Raw genomic sequence first — 23,972 nt, forward strand, 5'->3', positions numbered from 1 at the left:
AAACACTTCTGTATCCCAGTAATAGCAAGCCTTTATGCCTACTTCTTCAACACCGCTTCAACATTTCTCCAAAATTACTCTACCTGAGCACCTCTTTCTTGAAGCAATATTGAAGAGGTCTTGTCGCACTCTTGAAGAGGGGGCTTAAAATATAGTAACAAAAAAGCCCTAGACTATATGATCTAGGGCTGCGGGTAATACATTCTTTAATGAAAAAAGCTCTTACCTACTGACAAGAGCTTTACTCTATAATTATTTCTTTTCTTTAAAGGATTCAAGCATTGAAGTCATCACGCTCTCATATTTCTTCTTTTTAACCATAGTAGTCCAGCTCACTATTTGATAGTATCTATCTTTTCCTTCTATACAAGCTAGTTTATAATGAACGAGAGTCCCATCTAAATCTCCATCATAACTAGTCAAATAAGCAGGTAGTCCATTCACACTAGTCTGTTCTAGTTCTGTATCTTGTTTTAAATTCAAACTAGAAGCGATAGAAGAATTTGCTAATTCAGCATATACTTTAAAGTTAGGAACTGGATTGCCATAAACCTCTTCAACAATCTCCTTAAACTCTACCTTATTATCTTCCACTATCACTACATAGAAATCATCCTTTTTATTTTCCATTTGAAAGATGGCATCTTTATTCAGGTTTTTGGCAAGAGAGAGTTCACTAGGAACCTCTATCGTCCCCAAATCACCAATATTTACTTCTTTAGGCACTGTAGACTCACTACAAGAAATCAAAAAGAAAGTAAATAAACTCATCATTATGACAATACTTCTTATCATCGTTATTCTGTTATTTTAAATATTATAGGATTGTAAAGGAACAAAACTTTTATTTGTTTTTCATAATCTCTGAAAACAATTCAACACTTCTTAAACGTTCTTCTACTCCATAGATTGGAGTAGTGATCATAATCTCGTCAACCTCAATCGTATTAAAGAAATCTGTTAAACCACTTTTTACTTTTTCTTTGTCTCCTATAAAAGAGAAGAATGTTTTTTGCTTTACAATGAACTCTTCATAGTCTGTCCAATTGCCCTCCATAGATTCACAAGGTCTCTGAAGAGGTTTTCTATCATTTCTAATAATTCCTAAAAACATTTTATAAAATGATGTAGCTAGTTGTTCAGCCTTTTCATTCGTATCTGCAACTATTACATTCACACAAGGCATAAAATAGGGTTTATCTAATTGTGCAGATGGTACAAAATTCTTTCTATAAATATTAGCTGCTTGTAATAAATGATCTGGAGCAAAATGACTTGCAAATGCATACGGCAAACCTAACTCAGCTGCTAAATATGCACTATCTGTACTAGATCCTAGTATCCACATCGGTATATCACATCCTTCTCCAGGAAATGCTCTTACCTTAGCTCCTTCATTTACTTTAAAAAAACGCTTTAGCTCCTCTATCTGTTGTGGGAAAAAATTAGCTGCATGTACGTCATTACGTCTCAAAGCAAGGGCTGTAGCCTGATCGGTACCTGGTGCCCTACCTAATCCAAGATCTATTCTACCTGGATATAACGCCTCCAAGGTTCCAAACTGTTCAGCAATAACTAAAGATGGATGGTTTGGTAACATCACCCCTCCTGAACCTATTCTCAATGTAGATGTCCCTCCTGCCAAATATCCAATCAAAACAGATGTGGCGGAAGAAGCTATATGTGGCATATTATGATGTTCTGCCAACCATAGTCTATTAAAGCCAACTTTTTCAATATGTTGTGCTACTTTTAAAACATTCTGTAAAGTTTCAGTCGTTGTTTTATCCTCACCTATAATCGCAAGATCTAAGAATGAGAATGGTATATTATGATTCATATAAAAATTCAATTAAAATGATATGACACAAGATAACATTAATAAACAGAATGCTATTCGCTGTTATAAAAAATTAACACCATGAGTTATATTAACTTATTAATAAGCTTATAAACAATAATTTATACCAATAAAAAATCGTAAATTTATAACACTAATCATTACTTAAATAATATGATGCACATACAGAACTTATTAGAGCAGATAGAGTATGGTGAGAAGAAACCAGCTATCAAAATACTAGTGGATAACGACTTTTCTAAAGAAATCAGAATTGTATTCAAAAAAGGACAAGAGATGAAAGAACATAAGACATCCTTCCCTATAGTCGTGGAAATCGTAAAAGGAGCGATAACATTCGGGGTGGAAGGAAAGCCTTATGACTTAAAAGAGGGACACTTAATCGCACTAGAACCTAATATCCCACATGACCTAACAGCTCTAGAGGATAGCATAGTACGACTAACCTTACATAAATCTGATCAGGTCACAAGAGTGATGAATGTCATCAAGGACTAAGTATAGTTATCTTCTACAAGTATTACTACGCCTATACCTGCTAAAATATATTGCTTATTAGATAACAAAGAATCCTTATAAGTACAGTAAATTTGCACAAATCAGAAAAAAATGAAAAAAATAATATCTAGCATACTGTTACTATCAAGTACATTCTGTCTGGCACAAAATCTAGAAATTATCCCATTAGGGGTCTATGGTGGTGGAGATGAGAGCAACTTATCGTCTTATCTTATCGGAGTAGAAAACACAAATAGCTATATCGCTCTAGATGCTGGTACTATACATAGTGGTATCAATAAAGCAATCGAAGAAAAAACATTCTCAGCAGATAATGGTACGATACTACGCGATTATATCAAAGGGTATTTTATATCACATGGTCATCTGGATCATCTATCAGGACTAATCATAAATTCTCCTGAGGATTCTTCTAAGCCTATATATGCGTTACCATTTGTCATTGATATTTTTAAGAACAACTATTTCACTAATGCTTCATGGGCAAACTTCGGTAATGAAGGAGAAAAACCTATACTAGGTAAATATAAATATACAAGAGTAAAACCTGCACAATCCTTCAATATAGAGAACACTTCTCTGTCTGCTGAAGTATTTGAACTTAGTCATGTAAATCCACAGTTAAGCTCTGCTATATTAGTAAGAAATAATGATGAATATGTACTCTACTTCGGAGATACAGGAGCAGATAGAGTAGAGAAAACAACTAAACTTAACTATATCTGGGAGTACATAGCACCTCTGATCATTAATAAGAACCTTAAGACTATATTATTAGAAGTATCTTTCCCAAATAGTCAGCCAGAGGATAAGTTATTCGGACACTTAACACCCAAACTGTTAAATGAGGAATTAGGTAATCTAGCAAATCATGTAGGTAAGGAAAACTTAAGAGATTTAAATATAGTTATTACACATCTAAAACCTAGTGGAACAGCTATAAGTACTATCAAAGAAGAATTAGCTACTCAAAACGAATTTAAAGTCAACTATATCTTCCCTGTACAAGGGCAAAAAATAAAGTTACAATAACCAAAAAAGCCGTCTATGTAGACGGCTTTTTTGGTTATATACTATATCCTTATCATTAATTTGATTTTTGTTTAAAGAACATCTTGTCTACAATAAACACAAGAATGAATGCTACTAAAGATGGAATCAGCCAAGGCACATCATAACTACTCATTGGCAGTGTCTTAATAAATTCTTCAGATGACTGAGAATACTCTATAAAGTCATATTTAAAAGCAATAAAAGAGCTAAACTGAATCAATGCTACAACTGTAGTAGTTAAGATTGCTCCAACGAAAGGAGCTTTTCTAGTCACAGATTTACCAAAAGCCACCATATAAATGATCAATGTCAATGTAATAGGATATATGATTCCTAAAAATGGAGCTGCATAATCAATGATACTATCTACCCCTTTCACTGCTAATATTGCAGAAGAAACACAAGTAATAACTACAACTAGCTGATAGCTAAGTTTTCCTTTCGTTAATTGGCTAAAGAATGTACCTGTAGCACACACTAACGCAATCGCAGTGGTCAAACAAGCTAAAGCTATACATAATGATAATGCTAGAGTCCCCTGACTACCTAATACTCCATTAGAGATATGCAACAATAGTTCTGTTCTCTTTAAATCATCTGTAATAGGGTAACCTGAGGTTGCTCCTAGGTATACTAATCCACCATATATGAATAATAAACATGAGATAGCAACAACACCTGACATATAAGTAACCTTAGTTTTCTCTTTAGAACTCACATAGCCAGCAGCCTTCACTGCAGAGATGATAATACCAGCATAAATCACTGATGCTAATACATCCATAGTCTGGTATCCCTCAGCAAATCCAAGTCTAAATGGATCTGGATAAGAAGTATTAACTAACTTAGAAGTATCTAAAGGATTGACTATACCAATCACTACCATCGCTACCAAAAGAACTAATAACATAGGTGTCAAATACTTACCTATAATATTAACTACCTTAGACGGAGATATCGAAAGTAACAACGTAATCCCAAAGAAAATAACAGAAGACCATACTGCACTAAAATCAGGAAAGACAGATAATACCCCTATCTCAAAGGTAGTCGCTGCTGTACGAGGAATAGCAACCAATGGTCCTATACTAAGAATAATAGCTGTAGCTAATACCCATCCTAATGTACTATTGATCCGTTTACCTAAGTCTGTAAATTCGTCTCCAGAAATCAATACAGCAACAATTCCTAAAAAGGGTGCTAGTATTGCGGTGATAGAAAACCCTGTAACAGCCGAGGTCCAAGAACCTTCTGTAAACAATCCAATAATAGGAGGCAAAATTATATTTCCAGCACCAAAAAACATGGCAAACAATGCAAAACCAATAGTTACTGCATCAAAGATGGATTTTTTATTCATTCATTAAATTTTAGGTAGTTAACATTTGTTTTATTCTATAGTAAAATCAGTAAAATTTCTTAAAATTTGTACTTAAAAATAACATTCAATATCTTTAGTTTTACTTAAGAGGAGCACAATATATAAAATAATAATCGGCTTAGATATATACATACCAATATTTTACACCATATTCATTTAGATTCAGTGATAATTTAACACCTTCTAGAATATGTTAAAAAAAACAACACCAATAACCGAATTAGAAACAAAAAAAACTAAAAAATGATTCTTTTTACTACCAATAACTTAAAAATAGAAACAATTCAATTAGGAGAAGACTTAAATGACCTATTAAAGATTCATAACTCTCCTGACACAATGAAATGGATTCCATCTAGGGCAAATCACTGGGATTCTGATGCTTTAAGAAATAAATATGCAAAAAACGATCTCCTCTACTCTCAAGGGTTAGGAATCTATAAAATTTCTCTAAACAATAACTCCCAAACTGATATAATAGGGGAAGTACTACTCATAAAATACGGAGAGCAAGAAGAAAAAATAGAAATAGGGTACATTATACATAAGGATTATTGGCAAAAAGGTTACGGTACAGAATTACTACATGGCATAGAACTCTTCATGCAACAAATATATCCTTCAAAAATCCTTATCGCACAACTCTACGAGAGTAATATAGCCTCTCGTAAACTATTAGAAAAAATGAATTATTCACTTATAGATAGACAAGAACTGGATAATAACACCTACAAGTTAATCTACCAGAAAGAAATCTTATCTACTTTGTAGCTCATTATATAGATTGTCAAATACAGGTATCACTAGTCTAGCTCTCTCTGTAAGGGAGTACTCTATATGTAAAGGTTTTTCATTAATTACACTCTTAATTAAGAACCCATCCTCTTCCAACTCTTTTAAAGCTACAGAGACAGATTGCTTATTAGCACCTTCTAACAAGCGCATATAATCTCTAAACCTCCTAGGCTCCTCTTCTGTAATATGAATGATATGAACTTTCCATTTGCCACCAAGAGTCTTTATTAGTTCTTCTGCTGGGCACTTAGTAGTTTTTTCATCGCTTTTAATCATAATCCATATTTATTTAGTTACAAAGCTACACAATTCCCTTTATAATGGAAAAACTAGTGTAATTGATATTCTTTTAATACTACAGAATATTAAAATATAACATCACTTCCAACAATTTCTCATTTTAGACTAAGCAAATAGTCAAAAAAGTCTCATTTTTTGCTTTATTATTTTATCATATAAATTACAAAATAATATGTTCCAAATATTAAATTATAATCAATCATATGTAATAAATCGTAAAAATAAAATACTCATATATACAAATCAAATGAATAAATAACAATTTTAAAACACAATAAATACAATAATCAATTCATTTTAAGTAAAAAAGACAATAAAAAACACTTTTTACACAACATTGATATATTTCATATTATTAATTTTACACTAACAAAACATCAACATATTATTAACATAAAATTTAAATATGATTAGCCATTTAAAAAACACGACTTAGTATAAACCTAATACACAAAACTCACACTCCCCAACCGAGTTTGCGTATTAAAAATCACCTACATCATGACAAGCACAGCATCAAAGATCGTAATTCCAACTAAAATAGTGGAATTTAAGAATCCACCTAAAGATGATTTTATCATTTTTCAACAAGGGGACGAAACAAAGAAAATATCTCCATATAACAAAAGGAGTTATTACAAACTTTCTTATTTAAAATCAAAGAGTAAATTCTTTGATGGAAATAAAGTGATTGAGTTAGAAGGTCCATCATTATTCTTTTCTAACCCGGTATCTCATTATACATTCGAACCAGTATCAGAAAAACCGGAAGGATACTACTGTTTATTTAACAGCAGCTTCTTAGGCTATAAAAGTCACTTATTAAAAAGCATTCTTGCCCACTTACACGAGAATCCTATTTACCTTTTAACGCCACAACAAGATGAGTTTATTTCTTATGTATTTAAGAGAATTGAAGAAGAAAACAATCAAAAGTATGCGCAGAAATACGAATTAATGCGTAACTATATTGAAATCATAATACATCAAAGCAATAAGCTCAATGCGACATATACTGTAGACCAGAGTGTAAATGCACCACAAAGATTGTGTTCAAAATTCTTAGAATTATTAGAAAAGCAATTTCCGATTGAAAAAACAAATACAGTAATCAAATTGAAAACGCCTAATGATTTTGCAAAAGTGCTGAATGTACACGTAAATCATCTCAATCATACTTTAAAGAAAACAATAGGAAAATGTACTAGTGACTGTATCCAAGAGAGACTATTAATAGAGTCACAAAAATTACTAAAGTCTAAACCATGGAGTGTAGCTGAAATAGGCTATTGTTTAGGTTTTGAATACCCAACGTATTTTTCTAGCTTTTTTAAGAAATATACTTTACTTACTCCTAATCAATATCGCAAAAATTAAATAATGATACAAAGATGTTTGAATTGTTTTACAATCAATTGAATAACTCAACTTAACTTTGTGGAAGAACATAGAAAACAACTTTACTAAAAATTACAATTGCAGAAAACTGCAAAAACACATTGCTTATCTTCAAGCTAAAAAAATGAAGAATAGTAGCCCTAAATCTTTTTTATTGTTAAAAAAGCCACCTTTTTAGAAGGTGGCTTTTTGTTTTGTCACTATTAAAGTTTATTTACTAATTCTACTTCAAATACAAGAGTGCTATAGGGACCAATCTCTTTACTAATATGCTCTTCTCTATAAGCGTATTCTGGAGGTGTGACCATTCTAAACTTAGTGCCTATTGGCAATAATGGAACAACCTGTTGATAGGCTAGAATTAATTTGCTCAGGTTGAAAGAAGCGGTCTTTCCTCTAGCAATAGAACTATCAAAAACTTCTCCATTGATATTAGTACCATGATAATGACATTCTATGCGATCAGAAAGTTCTACTTTGTCCCCTTCACCTAATGCTATAATCTCATAAGCTACACCTGAGGGCAATAAGATCACTCCGTCCTTCTTTACATATTCTTCTAAATACTTAGCTCCTTCTTCTTTATTCTTCTGTTCTAACTGCTCTTTCCTTTTTTTTAATAACTCTGCGACACTCATAAGTATTACTCTATTTTAAACTTACCTGCAAAAATAATAGATAATTTCTATCCTTCATGCTCTTTATAAGTATGTAATTGCCAAATACTAAGGTTATCCATAGCACGTGTACATCCCACATACCATTCATAAGGAGTTAGTTTATTCGGTTTATCCACTACAAGAATAACATTCTTACGTTCTAATCCTTTAAACTTAACTGCTGTAGTATACTGGAGTTTCTTAGGCTTTAATGTAAGATTCTCAACTGTAAGCTCCTCCATTCCTAATTCTAGAATTAAATCAGCAACGTTATTACGTCTCTGCCACACTTTACTTTGTACCAACACAATTACATCCTCAGCGTTTAATGAAGAACTAGGGTCATTAATACTGCGTATCACTTCTTCCATTGCTTCTTTAATCGTCACTTGATCATAGAATGAACGCAATTCAATTTCATCATACTCTTTCTGATGCACACTCACCTCATCCCAATCATCAGGATGCGTTTGAATATGTTCTGAAATCTGACGAATCTGTGACTTCTGTGCACTTCGTCGTATTTTGTGTAATTTAAAATGAGTAAAATACTCTTTCAAGAAGTAAGCATAATCAGAAACATCACGTCCAAAAAGAGAGAAGCTTTGGTCTAGATCATAAAGAAGCATAATATTCCCTTGTTTCATTCCATTGTGATTACCACATAACTTATGCATCATTAAGTGAAGATTACGATCAAACAAATCTTGTGCTTCGTCTACAATCATATAATCATAATTAGGAAGCTTATCTATTTCTTCTAAATGAGTAATCGTCTTTCTAATATAGTCTGCAAATTTCTCTGGTTCTATATATAAAAGATCACGCTCAGTAACACCAGGTAAATACTTCATCACAAACTGTGTGAATGTAATGCAGTCTATACGAACATTACTCGCCTTAAACCTCTGTGCATTATAAGCACATAACAAAGAATTCCAGCACAAATAAATACCGTGTCTTCCCACCTGCATCTCACTATACGCCATCGCCATAGTAGTCTTACCTGTACCTGGCGCTCCTTCTATCATTAAACGCGGGTTTTCAGAAAGAGAGTACAGTATCTCTAAGTTTCGTTCTTTTAGCCATTCTAACGAATTTCTAGATTGGAAGACATTGGTATCCTGAATCATTGGACTGAATGTATTCACAATATTATCCAATTCTGCTTTCGATAGATTATTAAATCTAATAGGGTGTGTATTCTCTAATTTCTGCTTAGAATAATCATAGATATGTAATAGAAATTTTTCTATATTCTTATATCTATTGCGTCGAGTGTAGTCACTAAATATAAGATTCTTATCATAAATAGTATTCTCAATAGCAATTTTAGTAGTTGGAAAGGCCACTGCTTCACAGAATAATATATGCTTAAAGCTAGGGAACACTTTATTCATCAAAGTGTATTTATATCCCTTCACTTGTTCAAAAGGGTTTTGGTTTAGCCACTTCTTACGCTTACCATCCTTAAAACAGAAACGTCCTTGGTCAACAAAAATATTCCCCCCTTTTACTTCTAAGACAATAATTCCAAATTTAGAAACAATGATAAAGTCAAGCTCAGCGTCCGCTTTAGCCCTTTTTATCTTAGAGTTATCATGAAAAGGAAGTTTCATACTATACCATACATACCAATCATGAGGGCTTTTAGACAGGGATTCTACAATATCTCCATATATTAAAAACTCTCCATAAGGAACCTTGTTCCCATTTATAAAAAGTTGCTCGAGCTCATCTAGAGGGTACTCCGGATAAATCTTTAAAGCCATGACTCTACATTTTTTTGATGAACATCTAAATTACGTCTTTTACCTCAACTCTACTCTATATTCTACAATTAAAAAAGGATAAACTAAAAATAGCTTATCCTTCTATAACATTTACATTTAAATTATGAAAAACTCCCTCTTCATCTTCATTATTCTATTGCAAAAATAGACCTAGAGAATGTCATAAGATATCATTCAAAAAATAAACGACTATTTAGAAATAAATAGTCGTTTATAAATATATTATTCTGTTGGAAACTCAGGTCTTCTCATCTTAAATCTACTTCCAGATAGAGACTCTAAGAATGCTACTATCGCTTTTGTTTCTTCTTTCGTTAACTCTAGAGGTTTCATTAAAGGATCTGTCACAGGATATAAAGGATCTTTCGCTTTTTGTTCAGCAGTAGGATCTATCATGTGCATACCACTGTTGTACATATTAACGATTCCTTCCAGATCGTCAAATAATCCATTATGCATCCAAGGTCTAGTGTTTAAAAGATCTCTTAAACCAGGAGTTTTAAACTTCCCTACATCATTAGGATCTTTCGTTACTTCATATCTACCGAGATCTTCAAACTTGCGTTTATAGTAAGTCAATCCAATATTGTGAAAAGACTCATCTGTCAAGTACTGCCCATGATGACAATTCATACATCTACCTTTCGTTCTAAACAAATGCATACCATAAATTTCTTGGTCATTAAGCGCTTTATATTTACCGTCTATAAAAGCATCTACTCGACTAGGTTGACTCTTAATTGTCTTTTGAAACGTAGCAATTGCTCCTACAATACGGTCATAGGTAATCTTCTCATCACCGAAAGCTTCTTTAAAATAAGGTTTATACCCTTGTACTTTACTCAATTTGGCAGGTAAATCTACTACGTCCATTGCCATTTCGTTATGAGCAGATAATGGTCCATTAGCCTGTTCTTCTAAACTATTAGCTCTACCGTCCCAAAAATAAGAAGTACGCTCTGCAGTATTATATAACGAAGGGGTATTACGTGCTCCTTTTAAGTGATCATGTCCAAGTCCCACCATACGTCTATCTGTCCATCCTAATTCAGGATCATGACATGAACTACACGATATCTGATTAGACTTTGACAATTTAGGATCAAAGAATAACATACGACCTAAAATTACTTCAGGTTTCGCTTGTTCTGTAAAATAGTCGTTATCACGTTTAATACTTCCCATCTCACTCCATTCCACACCTTCATCTATAGTTGGTGCCGGCCATTGTGAAATAGGCTGCTTATAGCTTTCTATTATTTTTTGATACTCAGGGTTGTCGCTTCCTAAGAATCCTACAAACTTTGGACTAAAACTAAATAATCCAAAAGCTAAGAATCCAGATAATAAAATAACTACCTTTTTCATTGTTTATTTGTTGTTAGTTAATAACTGCTTAGAAAATAACTCCTAGAGACATTCCTATATAGTTATTTGTTTTGTTTATATTATACTTTGTCTGTTCATACTGAATCTGAGCAAACATGGCTGGTATATTACTAACCTTCACATCATATCTGGCTGTAATACCATAAGTCTGATAATTAGCAGTCTGAATCGCTAAATCATGTTGTACCCATTCTGTCATAGCAGGGCTCTTATACGATGTTACCAAATTCACAGTATCCTCCTTAAGATTACGCACTCTAAAATAAGGGCTTACTGTTATGATATTAGATTGATTCAATTGTCGCATATAATCAACTTCTAATCCATAATGTAAATATGTGAATCGCTGTCTAGCCTGAGTATCTCTTCTCTTTTCTTCTGTCTGTTCTACTGTGAAAGAAGGTGAAACTACTAATCTACTAACATCTGTACTATATTGATAAAATAAAGACGTATACACATCACTTCTTACAAACTTATACAGATCTTGCTCTCCTATCTTTCTCTCTAACTTTTCTGTTTTAGAATAAAAAGACTCAATTCCTCTTGATTCACTTAGTAAGTAATTAACTTTTGCTCCTAAACGATGTTCATCTAGATCAATATATTTAATTCCTCCTATTGTATATTTTTTAGTTTTAAGTACAGACATTTCTTTTGAAGGACTACTTCCAAAGTTCTTCTCAATATCAAACTGCCCAAACGAACCTTGTATCAAAAAGTCCTTACCTTTATTCTTAGCTATAGTTCCTCCTACCTCATATCCTGTTCCCTCATAAATCATCTTCATATCTACAGCAGAACTAAAGTAATAATTATAAGCTCCTAAACCTGTCAGGTGATACGCTATGGGCTTCCCTAATAGACTGACAAACTTAATTGTACTATTCTGAGTATATTTATTCCAATTTGCATACACTCCTAATTCGTAGTCCTTATAAACATTATAGTTTACTCCAATGCGCAAATTTAAATCTGAAGAGGTATTCTTAGGTCTTGGGTCTACTTCTCTATATCCACTTTTAGCCATATAACTAACTTCTCCTCCTACTGTCCACTTATCAAACTGTTTAGCCATCCCTCCTGCAAATTGATAAATCTCTTGCTTCATGGTACCTCCTATAGAATCACCTAACACATAAGGTCCTAGGATATGTCTGTCAAGATTCTCATTCCACTTCATATTCTTTTGCTTCTGAGTATTATAAGAAGCGCTTCCCCATAGGACAGTATTATTCTTTAATCGTTGATAAGAAGAAGTATTTACCTTAAAGGCATCTAAGCCATCTCCATCCTGGATTAAATAAGCATCCTTACTATCTGATAGATAATTCAAACTTAATTCAGAAAAAGACAAAGGACTATACGATGTCATGAAAGCACGATTAGCAAAAAAGTCTTGTCCGAATACGATATTCATATCCCGTTGAGCTAGTCTACTCTCGTATAAATTAGAATCTGTTCTATCCTGAGCTTGAACCTCAGCACAAAACAATACACTAATTATTCCAACTATATTTATATATGTATTTCTCAATGTACTCCTATTTTATTTATGATGTATTCCGTCTTTTAGAGACATCTCTGACTGAGGAATAAAATCATCTGAAGAATTATTAGTATCCTTATACACATTGCGACCTTGCTCATTAGGTCCTAAGACTTTTCTTCTGATAGTCTTTCCATAACGCGCTTTATCAGATTCTGAAGTTGCACAGTATGAGTAGCCGCTATCTAAAGAAGGAGCAGTCACTAGACGTTCAAACTTATCAGGAATACTTCCATTAACAGCATCAATAACCCATGTATTAGGCATTTTATATCTGCTGAACTTTTGTTCTTTACCTGCAGCTGTCAAATAGCTATAATCAAACTTATAATTAGCTAGCCAAGTATCCACATTCTCTCCTTTAGGAAAACGAGCTACGATATATCCTGTCTGTCCACGATCATGCATAGCGAACATACTAAAGTTTAACTTCGTATAAATCATCATCACATTAGGTACATTAGGATTATCTGGTTGTACATTCTTAGGGTTTTCAGTAATAGGAAATTCAAAGTCAGCATTAGATAAATCAGCCCCTGGTACATTGGCTAAGTTATGATTCTGAGCATTATCTGCTATTACAATAAAATCTCCTGGCTCTACTGGGTACTGGGTACCGTTACCTGGTAACATCATTACAGATTGTAAAACAAAAGCTTCGTTTAATACATCTGGTGTTTCTTTATTATCTCTAGTCGTCAAAAACTCCGATTGAGCGATCAATAATCCATCTGCATAAAGCACTCTATCTGTATTGTTAACTAGTTTAAAGTATTTACCTGTTTGGTATGTTTTTAATTCTGTAGTTTGTAATCCAGCAAAGAATATTTCTTCAAAGATAAAGTCATCGTTAAGTTGTTTGACAAATAAATTAATTGTCATATTTACTATCTGATCGGTCACGTCTAGCATTTCGCTTTTACTACCTAATCCTACTTCTTCTTTATCTTCTAGGACACCTATTCCTTCTGCTGACATTCTATAAGATCCCACAGGTAGAGCGACAGAGAAATAAGGAGAACCTACTGCTTTCTCCACTATTCGTAAACCTGTATTAACTTCAACAAACTCTACTTCTAATTCTTTTATTTCTTTAATACCTTCTACTTTAAATGCCATAGAAACAGTCGAATTCTGATTACTTCCAAGCGCATTATCATCTGTCAAACACGAGCTCATTAATAAGCTCATTGTCATCATCAATCCGTATAAAAATATATGCTTTAATCTCATTGTCTTAAATATTGAAGTTTATTTCCATTCCAAAGTAAGGTCCGCTATCATCTTTTCTATTTACATTCACTCCATTATATGTATATGAAGAATAGTGTGTGAATAATCGATTAACGAACATGGATGCCTTTACTGATTTATATATTCTCTTTGATATTTTAAAATTAGCATTAAATGTAAATGGTCTTCTCTCCTCCATACCATCTGTCTTAGAAACAGGTCTAACTAGATGTTGTAGTAATGGATCATTTGCACTTTCTTCTGTATAAGGATGAACTACATTATCTATTCCCATATATGCATAAGGAGCAGCAACTCTATTTAGGTTTAGGTTTCTTCTAAACACATCTCCCTGTAAAGAGGCAGATATATTCATATCTAAGCTAGGCAAATAAGTGTCTACAACTACATTGTACACTAGAGATGATCTTCTATTCCCATTATCATCTGCATAAATACCTGTGTATAAATACTGTTGTCCATTTACAGAGATACCAGGTCTCCAAAGAATAGAAGCACTATTAGAATACGTCGTTTTAAACCATGCTCCATTTAAAGTAATACGAGTATTAATCCCTTCAAAACGAGGTGAAGAATATCCAAACTCTATTCCTTCTTTTAATGTTGAACTTCCATTTTCAGTATGTGTATACTGCATCATGTCTTGTCTGTATGAATATGGGGATTGATCTAAATCTGGCTTGCCTAACTCATCATTCCACACTATATCTTTAGACTCATATCGCTTATATTCAAACCCCATAAACTGAGTCATATCTCTAAATCCTGTTGTCATCTTCTCATCGAAGTAGGTGATATAAAACTTGTGTTTTTTATATTCTAAATCTAAACGAATCTCTTTCTTCGTATTCTTCGCGCCTATCAAACTATGGTTAGCCAAAGGCATTCTGTAAGTATAGAACTGTGCGTATGCATTATCTGTCTTAGGATCTAGGTAACTTACTTGCACCATATCGAAGTAACGATCTTGTGGATATAGAAGAGCTAAAGTAGGTTGTTTATACAGTTCTCCATATCCTACTGTAATATCAGTCTTTAGATATTCCTGTCCCATCTTTAGCTTAGGAAGTCCCCATTGGAAGTTGACACGTGGCTCTGCAAATACCCTATCACTAATGCTAAACTCTTTTCCAACACCTAATAATTTAGACATTCTAACTCCTGCATATAATTGTAAGTGATGTTGACCTAAGTCATATTCCATACGATCACCTATATAAGCAGCTAATATCTGAGAAGCTGGTACTTCGTTAAAAGGGCGAGGACGTTTCATAGTCCCTACAGAAGGAGGTAATAAAGGATCGAATAACTCTCCTCTACCATTATTCTTTGAGTATCTAAAGTCCATCCCTACTTCTCCATGATGTTTAATCCCAAAAGTAGAAAAACCTAATTCTGACTGTAACTTTGTGTTGATATTTAAAGGACGGCCTTCTGTCTTAGATGTTGCTATGTATGATGTTGGTAAAAATACACCTTCATTTTCTCCTGTTTCATTTCCAACAGGAATAGCTACACGTCCATTCTGCTGTATAAAGATAGTCTCCTTAATATCTTCTATTCCTTGAGATACATAAGCATTCAAGGTTATATTCTTGAATAAAGCTTCTTTGCCAAAGTCAAGTTTTAGATTGTTACCTAATGAAAAGTACTGCTTTTTATTCTTATAACTATCTGTTCTATCATAACCTGTATCTGGATCAAACTTATCGTTATCAACAGTACCACTATAATCAAAATTTGCTTTCCAACTCAGATCATATCCTCCTACTACAAATGTTCTATCTGATCTCAATGATGATGATACTCTCTTATAGTTCTGAAGGACATCTGTAGGATCGTTCTTAGCATCCAAGAAATCTACACTTGCATTCAGTTTCCATCCTGTCTTAGTATCTATTCCTTTCCCTACATAATACAGTTTGCTAAAACCATCTACTTTAAAACGAGCTTGTAGTGGTGTATACCCTATCTTTCTATTTATCTTAATCAGACCTGAACTCAAATCTCCATAGGCAGCTGTAGGTATACCGCGAATAACCTCAACACTTTCGATATCATTAGTTGCCAAACTACGCATATCCACTCCTATATGAGAAGTCTTAGCTCCTCCTACAGATACCTGCATATCCGCATTAGTATTGATAATATTATCGTCTACCATAAACTGTACTCCTAATGCACCTGTTGCATATTTCTCTCCTGGGTTATTCTCTCTAATTAAAGCAGCATTCGCTACCGTAAGTTTAGGATCCTTTGCTTGCCCTCCTGGTAATAATTCCATTAAATCAGCAAAGCTTGATGGTTGTAAATGTTCCATCGCTTGACGATTAATCACAGAAGTAGAAGTAAGTCCCTTACTCTCTGTAGCAGTAATAACCATTTCTTCTAATATATTAGAAGATGCTGTCAACGTAATAGGTAATGTCTGACTTTGAAGTAAATTAACTACAGTAGAAGAACTTCCATAGCCAATATGAAATACTTCAACAGTATAAGTATCAGCTTTCAAATCAAAAATAGCAATACCTTGATCATCACTAACCTTTAATTGTGACTCTTTTGTTCCAGTTACCTGAATACTAGCATTATTAATATCTTTATTTTGAGCATCTTGCAATACGATCTTCAATTGCAACTTAGAAGATTGTGCAAAAATAGAAGAACAGAACAAGACTGTGAAAGTAACAAGTAGAACTTGAATAACTTGATATAAGCGTGTCATTGAATAACTTAATTAATCGGATGCCAAAAGTAGTCAACAAAACCTATATCTTCCAAGTTATTTAGACTTGATTCAAATTAATTCTATATATCTATTTAAGAATGAATGTAAATAAGTTTAAATCTTTATTTTATACAATAATTAAACACAATCATCAAATAAAACATAATATTACATACAATTCATCAGCACATTATAAGTTACTTCGATATAAATAGTATACTTTATACTACTAATAATATAAAAAGGCTTCTTTAGAACTAACTCTAAAGAAGCCTTTTACATTTAATTAAAGTAAATAAGCGTTACTTCGTTGGAAATATAGGACGTTCCATTTTATAGTAACTTCCTGACATTGATTCTAAAAATGCTACAATAGCTTTTATTTCTTTCTCATTTAATTTTAATGGTTTCATCAGTGGATCTGTTAGAGGAAAGAGCGGATCTAATGCTTTCTCTTCCTCTGTAGGATCTATCATGTGCATCCCACTATTATACAGATTCACTATTCCTTCTAAGTCATCCATTAACCCATTATGCATCCATGGCTTAGTCACTAATAGATCTCTTAAAGAAGGAGTTTTAAATTTCCCTACATCTTCTGCTTTTTTGGTATGTAAGTACAGTCCTAAATCTTCGTACTCTCTCTTATAATATGTCAACCCTATATTGTGAAAAGACTCATCAGTAAGATATTTCCCATGATGACAATTCATACATCCTGCCTTAGTTCTAAATAAGTGCATTCCATATATCTCTTGTTCTGTTAGGTACTGATACTCCCCTTGTATAAACTTATCGAAACGACTAGGCTGACTTTTGATTGTCTTTTGAAAAGTAGCTATTGCACCCACTATTCTTTCATAAGTCACTTTATCATCTCCGTAAGTTTCTTTAAACAAGGGTTTGTACTCTTTATACTTGCTTAACTTCGCAGGTAGTGATTTGACATCCATATCCATTTCGTGATGAGCAGATAAAGGTCCCATCGCTTGCTCTTCTAACGTTAATGCTCTACCATCCCAAAAGAAAGAACTACGCTCAGCAATATTGTATAAAGAAGGAGTATTCCTAGCTCCTAATAAATGATCATTCCCCAGTGATACCTGTCTATGGTCTGTCCATCCCATTTCAGGATCGTGACAAGAGCTACAAGATATCTGATTAGACTTTGATAACTTAGGGTCAAAGAACAGTGCCTTACCTAATACCACTTCTGGCAAATCTTGTGTCTCATAGTATAATGTATCTACCTCTATTGCCCCAAACTCTTTCCATTCTACACTCTTATCTATTATCGGACTAGGCCAATAGCTTATAGGTCTTTTATATTGATCCGTAATCTCTGTGTATTCAGAAACTGATCTTACTTCGAAATTAGTGTATCCTATGAATAGTAAAACCGCCCCAATAATAACACCTATCTTTTTTTTCATCTATCTTCTCTCTCTTTTAAAACGTAATTCCTAAACTCATCATCACACTACTGTTGTTTTGAAACTGCTTATAGTTTTGGAAATAATACTCTCCACCTACAAATACATCTATTACTTTCGGCAAAGCAAAATCATAACGAACCTTAAAGCTTCCTTCCCAATACTCTGCGATCTGAACAGCATAGTTATCAAGTAGCATTTGATTTATAGCATTGCTATTTCCATAATTAAAAGCAGCCTTTTCTTTAGCAGTTTGTCTTACCTTCCAATTAGACGTTACTGTCAATAGGCTTCTATCTTTAAATGTGTACATCCATTGCAAATCTGCTCCTATATAGGTATACTGAATATCTGTTTTAGTATAAGGCTTTTTATAACGCTCTACCTCTTGAGATATTCCTATATACGGTAAGATACTATACACACTATTTAAAGTTTCATACTTAAATACTCCACTTAATCTAAGACTCTTATTCTCGTATTTATATTGTTCTTCTTGCCCTATCTTTAAATAGTTTGTAACGCTCACATTGACAAACAAATTCTCTGTACCCTTTCTCGTCTTCATGTTCCCATCTAAGCGAACACCTAACTGAGTAGCCTGTACATCAAATAGCTTCCCTATAGACAAAAAGTGTTCTACCTCTTTAATTTTAGAAACTTGCAGATCATAAAAATCAGGTAGTAACTTCTCAAAACTAAAAATATTCATTCCCACTGTGGCAAACCACTTCTTCTGAGAAGTATCATATACTTGTAGAGAAGTGCCATACCTCCAACCATCATAATAAGCCTCTCTTCTTTTTCCTTTCAATAGATTATTGAAGTTTCCCATTCCACTCATCTCATATATCACAGGAAATCCAGTAGGACTATAAAAGTCCATCTTGTGTTTCTGTGTATATTTCTCTATTGAGGTATTTACCCCTATAGTAAAAAGCTCCTTAAATACTCTACTCACCCCTATATTCCCTCCTAATCGAGCAGAGAGGTTCTTAGGTCTAGGGTCTATATTACGGTATTCCATCTTCGCTTTATAAAAACCAGAGATACCGATATTGTACTTTCCTAATCGTTGGGCATAACCACCTTCGATGTGATAATCTTCATACTTAATATCTCCTCCTACGCTATCAGCTACCACATACGGAAATATTAAGTCGTAATCTGCACTCTCATTCCACATTACATCTCTACGCTTACCCTGTTGATAAGTAGCACTGCCCCACACAGCACTATGCTTATCTAATTTATGGTAAGCTTCAGCTTGAAAAGACAAATCATCTCTGTTTTTGCCCTCTTGAGCTAAAGTTGTTTCATTCTTACTATTCTGCTTTGCGATTTCGAAAGAAGTTAAACTGTACTTTCTATAGTCTAAATAGTGAGATGGATTGACATAAATAGGTTCTTCAAAATGACGTATTACATCTTGCTTCTCCTTTACTTTTATTGCCAATGAATCTGACTGCTGACCATATCCCAATACAGTACTCAACAATGACAAGAAACATAACCCAAAATGAAAGTGCTTCATACTACACTAATTAATATTTAAATAATGACGGTCTTACTGCAGGTGCAAAGTCAACTGTCGAATTATTAGTATCTTTTAGAACATTGTTCCCTGCTGCATTTTTACCTATTACATTTCTTCTTACAGCCTTACCATATCTTCCTTCATCCCCTACATGCTGTGTGATATAAGTATATCCCATATCTACTGATGGAGATGTTACATTCCACATATACTCATCTGCAATACCTAAGTTTACAGCATCTACTATCCATGAGTTTGGAATTTTAATAGCAGAATCTACACTTGGATATACTTCTCCTCCGAATATCATTTCGTACTCATAATCATATATATTATCTACTACTAACTTCTCCGTTGTCATTCCCTCAGGCATTTTTACTAAAGCATAAGCATAACTTCCTTGAATATTAATCACTAATTCATCGTGAATCGTAATCATTTTAGCAGCTTTTAACCCTACTGCATCATGTACTCCATCTCTAAAATTCTGAAACTCTGCGTTAGTCAAATCAATTGAGTTGCTGTTAAATTCTTTATGGTTAATAGCATTCTCTGCAAAGATTACCGATTTGCCTGGCTCTACTGGGTGGTCTTTTCCTTTACCTGGGAACTGTAAAATAGCTCCAGCAGACAATGCCTCACTCATAATATTAGGTGTATAATCTTGCTTATCGTTTGTCATAAACTTAGATTGTACAAATAACATTCCGTCTAAATACAATACCTCATCAGAGTTATTTGTTATTTTGAAGTATTGGTCATCTGTATACTGAAGTCCTTGTGGTGTCTTAGTCCCTGCGAAAAATACCTCTTCTATTACAAAACCTGTACTACTTGTTTTAAATACGATATCGATAGCCTTAGTCATTTCTCTACCCGAGATCACTACACCTTTAATAAAGTTACCTACTTTACTCTCCTCTACTACACCATTTACCTTATGTGTGATTACACCTTCTACTGTGATATCATAAGTACCTGTAGGAAGTGCTTTCTGTATTTTCTTATCTCCTTCATATACTAACTCTGTTTTCTTATTAGAGTTTAGTTCTGTCAACTTGATAGTCATCTGTTTTATCTCTTCTATCTTCGCACCTTGAGGATCATTAATCCAGAATGTTACGAAAGTCTGCTCATCCCCTGTCATATTGCTATTGTCATCAGAAGAACAAGCATTAAAACCTAATACCACTAGTAGTAAGCATAATGATTGTAAAAGTCGTTTTATCATTTTTATAAGTATTTATAGATTAAAATTTATTTCCATTCCGAAGTAAGGGTCTCTTAGTCCCTTTCTATTTACCTTAGTCCCATTCACAGAATATGGAGCATAGTAGGTAAATAACTTATTAGCGAACATAGACACTGTGATCTGCTTGTTTCTAAAACTCTTAGATAGCTTTAAGTTCACATCCATCAGCATAGGTGTTCTCCTAGATTTATCTGCATTGCTATGTTGTGGGATTACTAATTGTTCTAATAATGTTCCCTTTGCCTCTTCTGCATCATAAGGTCGTAATTCTCCATCTACTCCTACATAGTAGCTAGGCATTCCATTCATCGGTTCATTCTTTGCTAAGTAGTACCAGTTAAACTGAAATGAAGTAGAGAATTGTAAATCTAGTTTAGGGATATAGGTATCTAATAATAGATTACTATTTAGCTGTTCGTATTTGCTCTTAGGTTCCATTTCATCGTATAGTCCTAGGTACGGATAAGGCTTACCATTCACATTTGCATTAGAGTTACCACGTCTATAAGTTGGCAAACTATTGCCCTGTTTAGTTCTAAACCATGCCCCATTAATTGTAACACGAGTATTAATAACAGGAATTCTATTAGAACTATACTGAAACTCTATTCCTTCCTTATCTGTTCTACTACCATTACGAGAGAAATTGTATAAGAAGTTTTCATTAAATTGTTCATAAGGAAGATCCTCTTTATTCGGTACACTTGTGATATGATCATGATCTATACTAGAAGTATCATATCTCTTATAATCAAAGATTCCATACTGGTTCATCGTTCTAAACCCGTTGCTCATTCTTTCTTTAAACACCGTAAAAGTCAGCTGATGAAAACCCCAATTCAAATCTAACCTAGCCTCTAGCTTATTGTTTAAGGCAGGAGTCAATGCTTTGTTCTGTGGGTCAAAAACGCTCGTTTTATAATTAACTGTACGATAATCAGGATTACTGTGAAAATAGTTTAACTGCTGAACGTCTCTATAATATTTCTCAGGATAAAGAAGATTTAGGTCAGGGAATAATCTCTGCTGTCCCCATCCTAACGTTAAGTCTACTTTTGCTTCCTTATTCGCTACTACAAAAGAGGGCAATGTCCATTGTACATTCACACGTGGATCGATATACATCTTTCCACTCATAGTGAAATCATTAGACAAGTTTTGCATAATAGATCCTCTCGCACCTAATGCTAATGTTAGACCGTGTTGTCCAAATTTCGCAGAAGAAATATGCTCTGCAAACAAAGCCGTCGTTACATAAGCAGGAATATCCTTATATGCTCTATTTCTATAAGTAGATTTAGGATCTAAAGGCTTATAGATATCATAGACCTGACCTCTACCGTTATTCTTACTATACTGCCAATCAATACCAGCACGTATATCTGTAGAAATAGCAGACATCTTATAACGAAATGCACTCACTACCTTAGCGAAGATATCTAGTGGCTTACCATCTACTACACTCTCTGCAATATAATTAGCCGTAGGAAAAAAACCATCGTACTCACCATCCACAGTAGAAAGTGGTAGTGCTGTAGCTGCCTCTAGCTGTACAAACTTTGTCTGGTTAATCTTATCGAAACGTTGATTAAACGTAGTCTGTAATTCTATACTTCTAAAGAAAGATTCATTTCTACTCTCATAAGTCACTATATTACTCAGACTATAGAACTGATTATCCACTTTATATTTATTCGCACCTGTCAGGTCAATATCTGGATCAGACTTAGCGTCATCTATAGACCCTGTATAACTTAGGTTAGATACCCAAGAGAACAATCCTCCATTGTTTAAATTCTTATCCTTACTCACACGTACAGTACCTGTCACACGCTTATAACTCTCTAAATCATTGCGAGGTTCTGGTTTAGCATTTAGATAATCTAACCCTACATTTACCTTAAAGCTACTATCCTTAGATTCAAAACCTTTATTAACCGCAAATAGTTTACTATATCCATCTGCTTTAAAACGTGCTTGCCATTTAGAATATCCACTCTTCTTCGTGATCTTTACTACACCAGAAGTAAGGTTACCATATTCTACAGAAGGGATTCCTCTTATGATTTCTACTTTCTCTATTTGGTCTGTTGATATTGTACGCATATCAACACCTGAGCTAATATTGATATTCTTATTAACACCTGACGAAACATTATCCATATAGCCATAAGTATACTGAAGGTTTGCACCCGAGTTCAGTTGGGCTCCATCTACTACAAATAAAGTCCCAAGAGAAGAAGTGTCATATTGTTTATTTCCAACACCCCCTATATTAGAGCTTACTCTACCTACTTCTCTCAGCTGTATTTTATTGACACCGCCTAGGTACGGATCTTGTGCTCTACCCCCAGGTATTAATTCCATTAAGTCAGTAAAACTAGAAGGCTGTAGATGTTGCATAGCTCTTCTATTAATCACAGAAGTACTCGTAAGTCCCGTTCCTTCCTTAGCTGTAATCACGACTTCTTCTAATTGATTCGTTTCAGCTTTTAAGACAACTGTAAGGTTATTGTGCGTTAAGGTATTTAGCTTTTGACTGTAAAAAGAATAACTGATGTGCTGTACTTCTAAAAGATAGTTATCAGGTACTAGTTTAAAAGTTACTTCACCTGCCTCATTGGTAAGTTCTAAGACAGACTCCTTATCACTTTTTAGCATCACCACCGCTGTAGGAATAGCCATTCCATACTCATTCTGCACTTTGATAGAGATAGGAGAACGAGTATTCTGCCCATAACTGAGAAAGTGAATGAATAACGATAAGATAATAATAGTTAGTTGGGTTGGTCGTGTGATAATAGTAAAGTGTTTGAGCATCACGACTGTATTATGTTTTATGGGACAAATGTATAATCTAAAATCATTCTAAACAATATTATTTAGAAGTAATTTAAATAACAAAACTCAAAATACAGTCAAACAAGCTTTTAACTGACAAAAATTAACATTTAAACTCAAATCAATCTAAATAAAACAATGACTCATTCCTTAATATATCTTCAATTATGGCAGAAAAAGTACGTTATGTGTCATTTATACATCATAAAGCCTTCTTACCTTTGTCTTAT

18 protein-coding genes are annotated in these 23,972 nt (G+C 33.7%); 4 read left to right on the forward strand and 14 right to left on the reverse strand.

From position 1 onward, the window contains the following. Positions 1-252: 252 nt before the first annotated feature. Positions 253-795, reverse strand: coding sequence for a hypothetical protein (locus tag MODO_RS14465; protein ID WP_039328908.1), 543 nt, complete (start codon positions 793-795; stop codon positions 253-255). A gap of 49 nt (positions 796-844) precedes the next feature. After that, positions 845-1,840 carry an LLM class flavin-dependent oxidoreductase gene (locus MODO_RS14470; RefSeq protein ID WP_039328906.1) on the reverse strand — a complete coding sequence of 332 codons (996 nt, stop codon included), beginning with the start codon at positions 1,838-1,840 and terminating at the stop codon, positions 845-847. A gap of 177 nt (positions 1,841-2,017) precedes the next feature. Here MODO_RS14470 and MODO_RS14475 point away from each other — a divergent pair, with 177 nt between their 5' ends. Continuing rightward, complete coding sequence (locus MODO_RS14475) at positions 2,018-2,359, forward strand: cupin domain-containing protein (RefSeq protein ID WP_006257175.1); 342 nt, start codon at positions 2,018-2,020, stop codon at positions 2,357-2,359. 111 nt (positions 2,360-2,470) lie between these two features. Further along, positions 2,471-3,412, forward strand: a complete 942-nt coding sequence (locus tag MODO_RS14480; protein ID WP_039328904.1) for an MBL fold metallo-hydrolase — start codon at positions 2,471-2,473, stop codon at positions 3,410-3,412. A gap of 55 nt (positions 3,413-3,467) precedes the next feature. On the opposite strand, the gene brnQ is transcribed toward MODO_RS14480, so the two are convergent. Beyond that, a complete protein-coding gene (gene brnQ / locus MODO_RS14485; protein ID WP_039328902.1) occupies positions 3,468-4,793 on the reverse strand; it encodes a branched-chain amino acid transport system II carrier protein in 1,326 nt (441 codons plus the stop codon). A 264-nt stretch (positions 4,794-5,057) separates the two neighbouring features. Between brnQ and MODO_RS14490 the strand changes: the two genes are divergently transcribed. Further along, positions 5,058-5,585, forward strand: coding sequence for a GNAT family N-acetyltransferase (locus tag MODO_RS14490; RefSeq protein ID WP_039328900.1), 528 nt, complete (start codon positions 5,058-5,060; stop codon positions 5,583-5,585). Here the strand turns inward: MODO_RS14490 and MODO_RS14495 are convergent. Continuing rightward, complete coding sequence (locus MODO_RS14495; protein ID WP_006260590.1) at positions 5,571-5,885, reverse strand: winged helix-turn-helix transcriptional regulator; 315 nt, start codon at positions 5,883-5,885, stop codon at positions 5,571-5,573. The two genes, MODO_RS14490 and MODO_RS14495, sit on opposite strands and share 15 nt — an antisense overlap. Before the next feature lie 525 nt (positions 5,886-6,410). On the opposite strand from MODO_RS14495, the gene MODO_RS14500 reads away from it, so the two are divergent. After that, entirely contained in the window at positions 6,411-7,286 is an 876-nt protein-coding gene (locus tag MODO_RS14500) for a helix-turn-helix domain-containing protein (RefSeq protein ID WP_006257180.1), read from the forward strand. 224 nt (positions 7,287-7,510) lie between these two features. Here the strand turns inward: MODO_RS14500 and MODO_RS14505 are convergent, their stop codons facing one another. The 10 genes from MODO_RS14505 to MODO_RS14550 form a co-directional block, all read right to left on the reverse strand. Then, positions 7,511-7,945 carry an FKBP-type peptidyl-prolyl cis-trans isomerase gene (locus MODO_RS14505; RefSeq protein WP_006262895.1) on the reverse strand — a complete coding sequence of 145 codons (435 nt, stop codon included), beginning with the start codon at positions 7,943-7,945 and terminating at the stop codon, positions 7,511-7,513. A gap of 47 nt (positions 7,946-7,992) precedes the next feature. Then, positions 7,993-9,738, reverse strand: coding sequence for a nuclease-related domain-containing DEAD/DEAH box helicase (locus tag MODO_RS14510; RefSeq protein WP_006257182.1), 1,746 nt, complete (start codon positions 9,736-9,738; stop codon positions 7,993-7,995). Between the two features lie 243 nt (positions 9,739-9,981). Further along, positions 9,982-11,127: a cytochrome-c peroxidase gene (locus tag MODO_RS14515; protein WP_006257183.1), complete on the reverse strand. Its 1,146-nt coding sequence runs from the start codon at positions 11,125-11,127 to the stop codon at positions 9,982-9,984. 28 nt (positions 11,128-11,155) lie between these two features. Then, positions 11,156-12,685: a DUF6850 family outer membrane beta-barrel protein gene (locus MODO_RS14520; RefSeq protein WP_006260588.1), complete on the reverse strand. Its 1,530-nt coding sequence runs from the start codon at positions 12,683-12,685 to the stop codon at positions 11,156-11,158. A 12-nt stretch (positions 12,686-12,697) separates the two neighbouring features. After that, on the reverse strand, positions 12,698-13,930 hold the full coding sequence (locus MODO_RS14525; protein WP_006260587.1) for a DUF4876 domain-containing protein: 1,233 nt from the start codon (positions 13,928-13,930) through the stop codon (positions 12,698-12,700). Positions 13,931-13,934: 4 nt separating this feature from the next. After that, positions 13,935-16,676, reverse strand: coding sequence for a TonB-dependent receptor (locus tag MODO_RS14530; RefSeq protein WP_006260586.1), 2,742 nt, complete (start codon positions 16,674-16,676; stop codon positions 13,935-13,937). A gap of 305 nt (positions 16,677-16,981) precedes the next feature. Further along, a complete protein-coding gene (locus tag MODO_RS14535) occupies positions 16,982-18,112 on the reverse strand; it encodes a cytochrome-c peroxidase (protein WP_006260585.1) in 1,131 nt (376 codons plus the stop codon). 16 nt (positions 18,113-18,128) lie between these two features. Beyond that, positions 18,129-19,646 (reverse strand): DUF6850 family outer membrane beta-barrel protein, encoded by a 1,518-nt coding sequence (locus MODO_RS14540; RefSeq protein ID WP_006260584.1) that lies wholly within the window; start codon positions 19,644-19,646, stop codon positions 18,129-18,131. Between the two features lie 10 nt (positions 19,647-19,656). After that, positions 19,657-20,880 carry a DUF4876 domain-containing protein gene (locus tag MODO_RS14545; protein ID WP_006260583.1) on the reverse strand — a complete coding sequence of 408 codons (1,224 nt, stop codon included), beginning with the start codon at positions 20,878-20,880 and terminating at the stop codon, positions 19,657-19,659. Between the two features lie 12 nt (positions 20,881-20,892). Continuing rightward, positions 20,893-23,721: a TonB-dependent receptor gene (locus MODO_RS14550; RefSeq protein WP_006260582.1), complete on the reverse strand. Its 2,829-nt coding sequence runs from the start codon at positions 23,719-23,721 to the stop codon at positions 20,893-20,895. Positions 23,722-23,972: the final 251 nt, after the last annotated feature.

It is taken from the genome of Myroides odoratimimus (genome assembly GCF_001485415.1).
Taxonomy (GTDB): domain Bacteria; phylum Bacteroidota; class Bacteroidia; order Flavobacteriales; family Flavobacteriaceae; genus Flavobacterium; species Flavobacterium odoratimimum.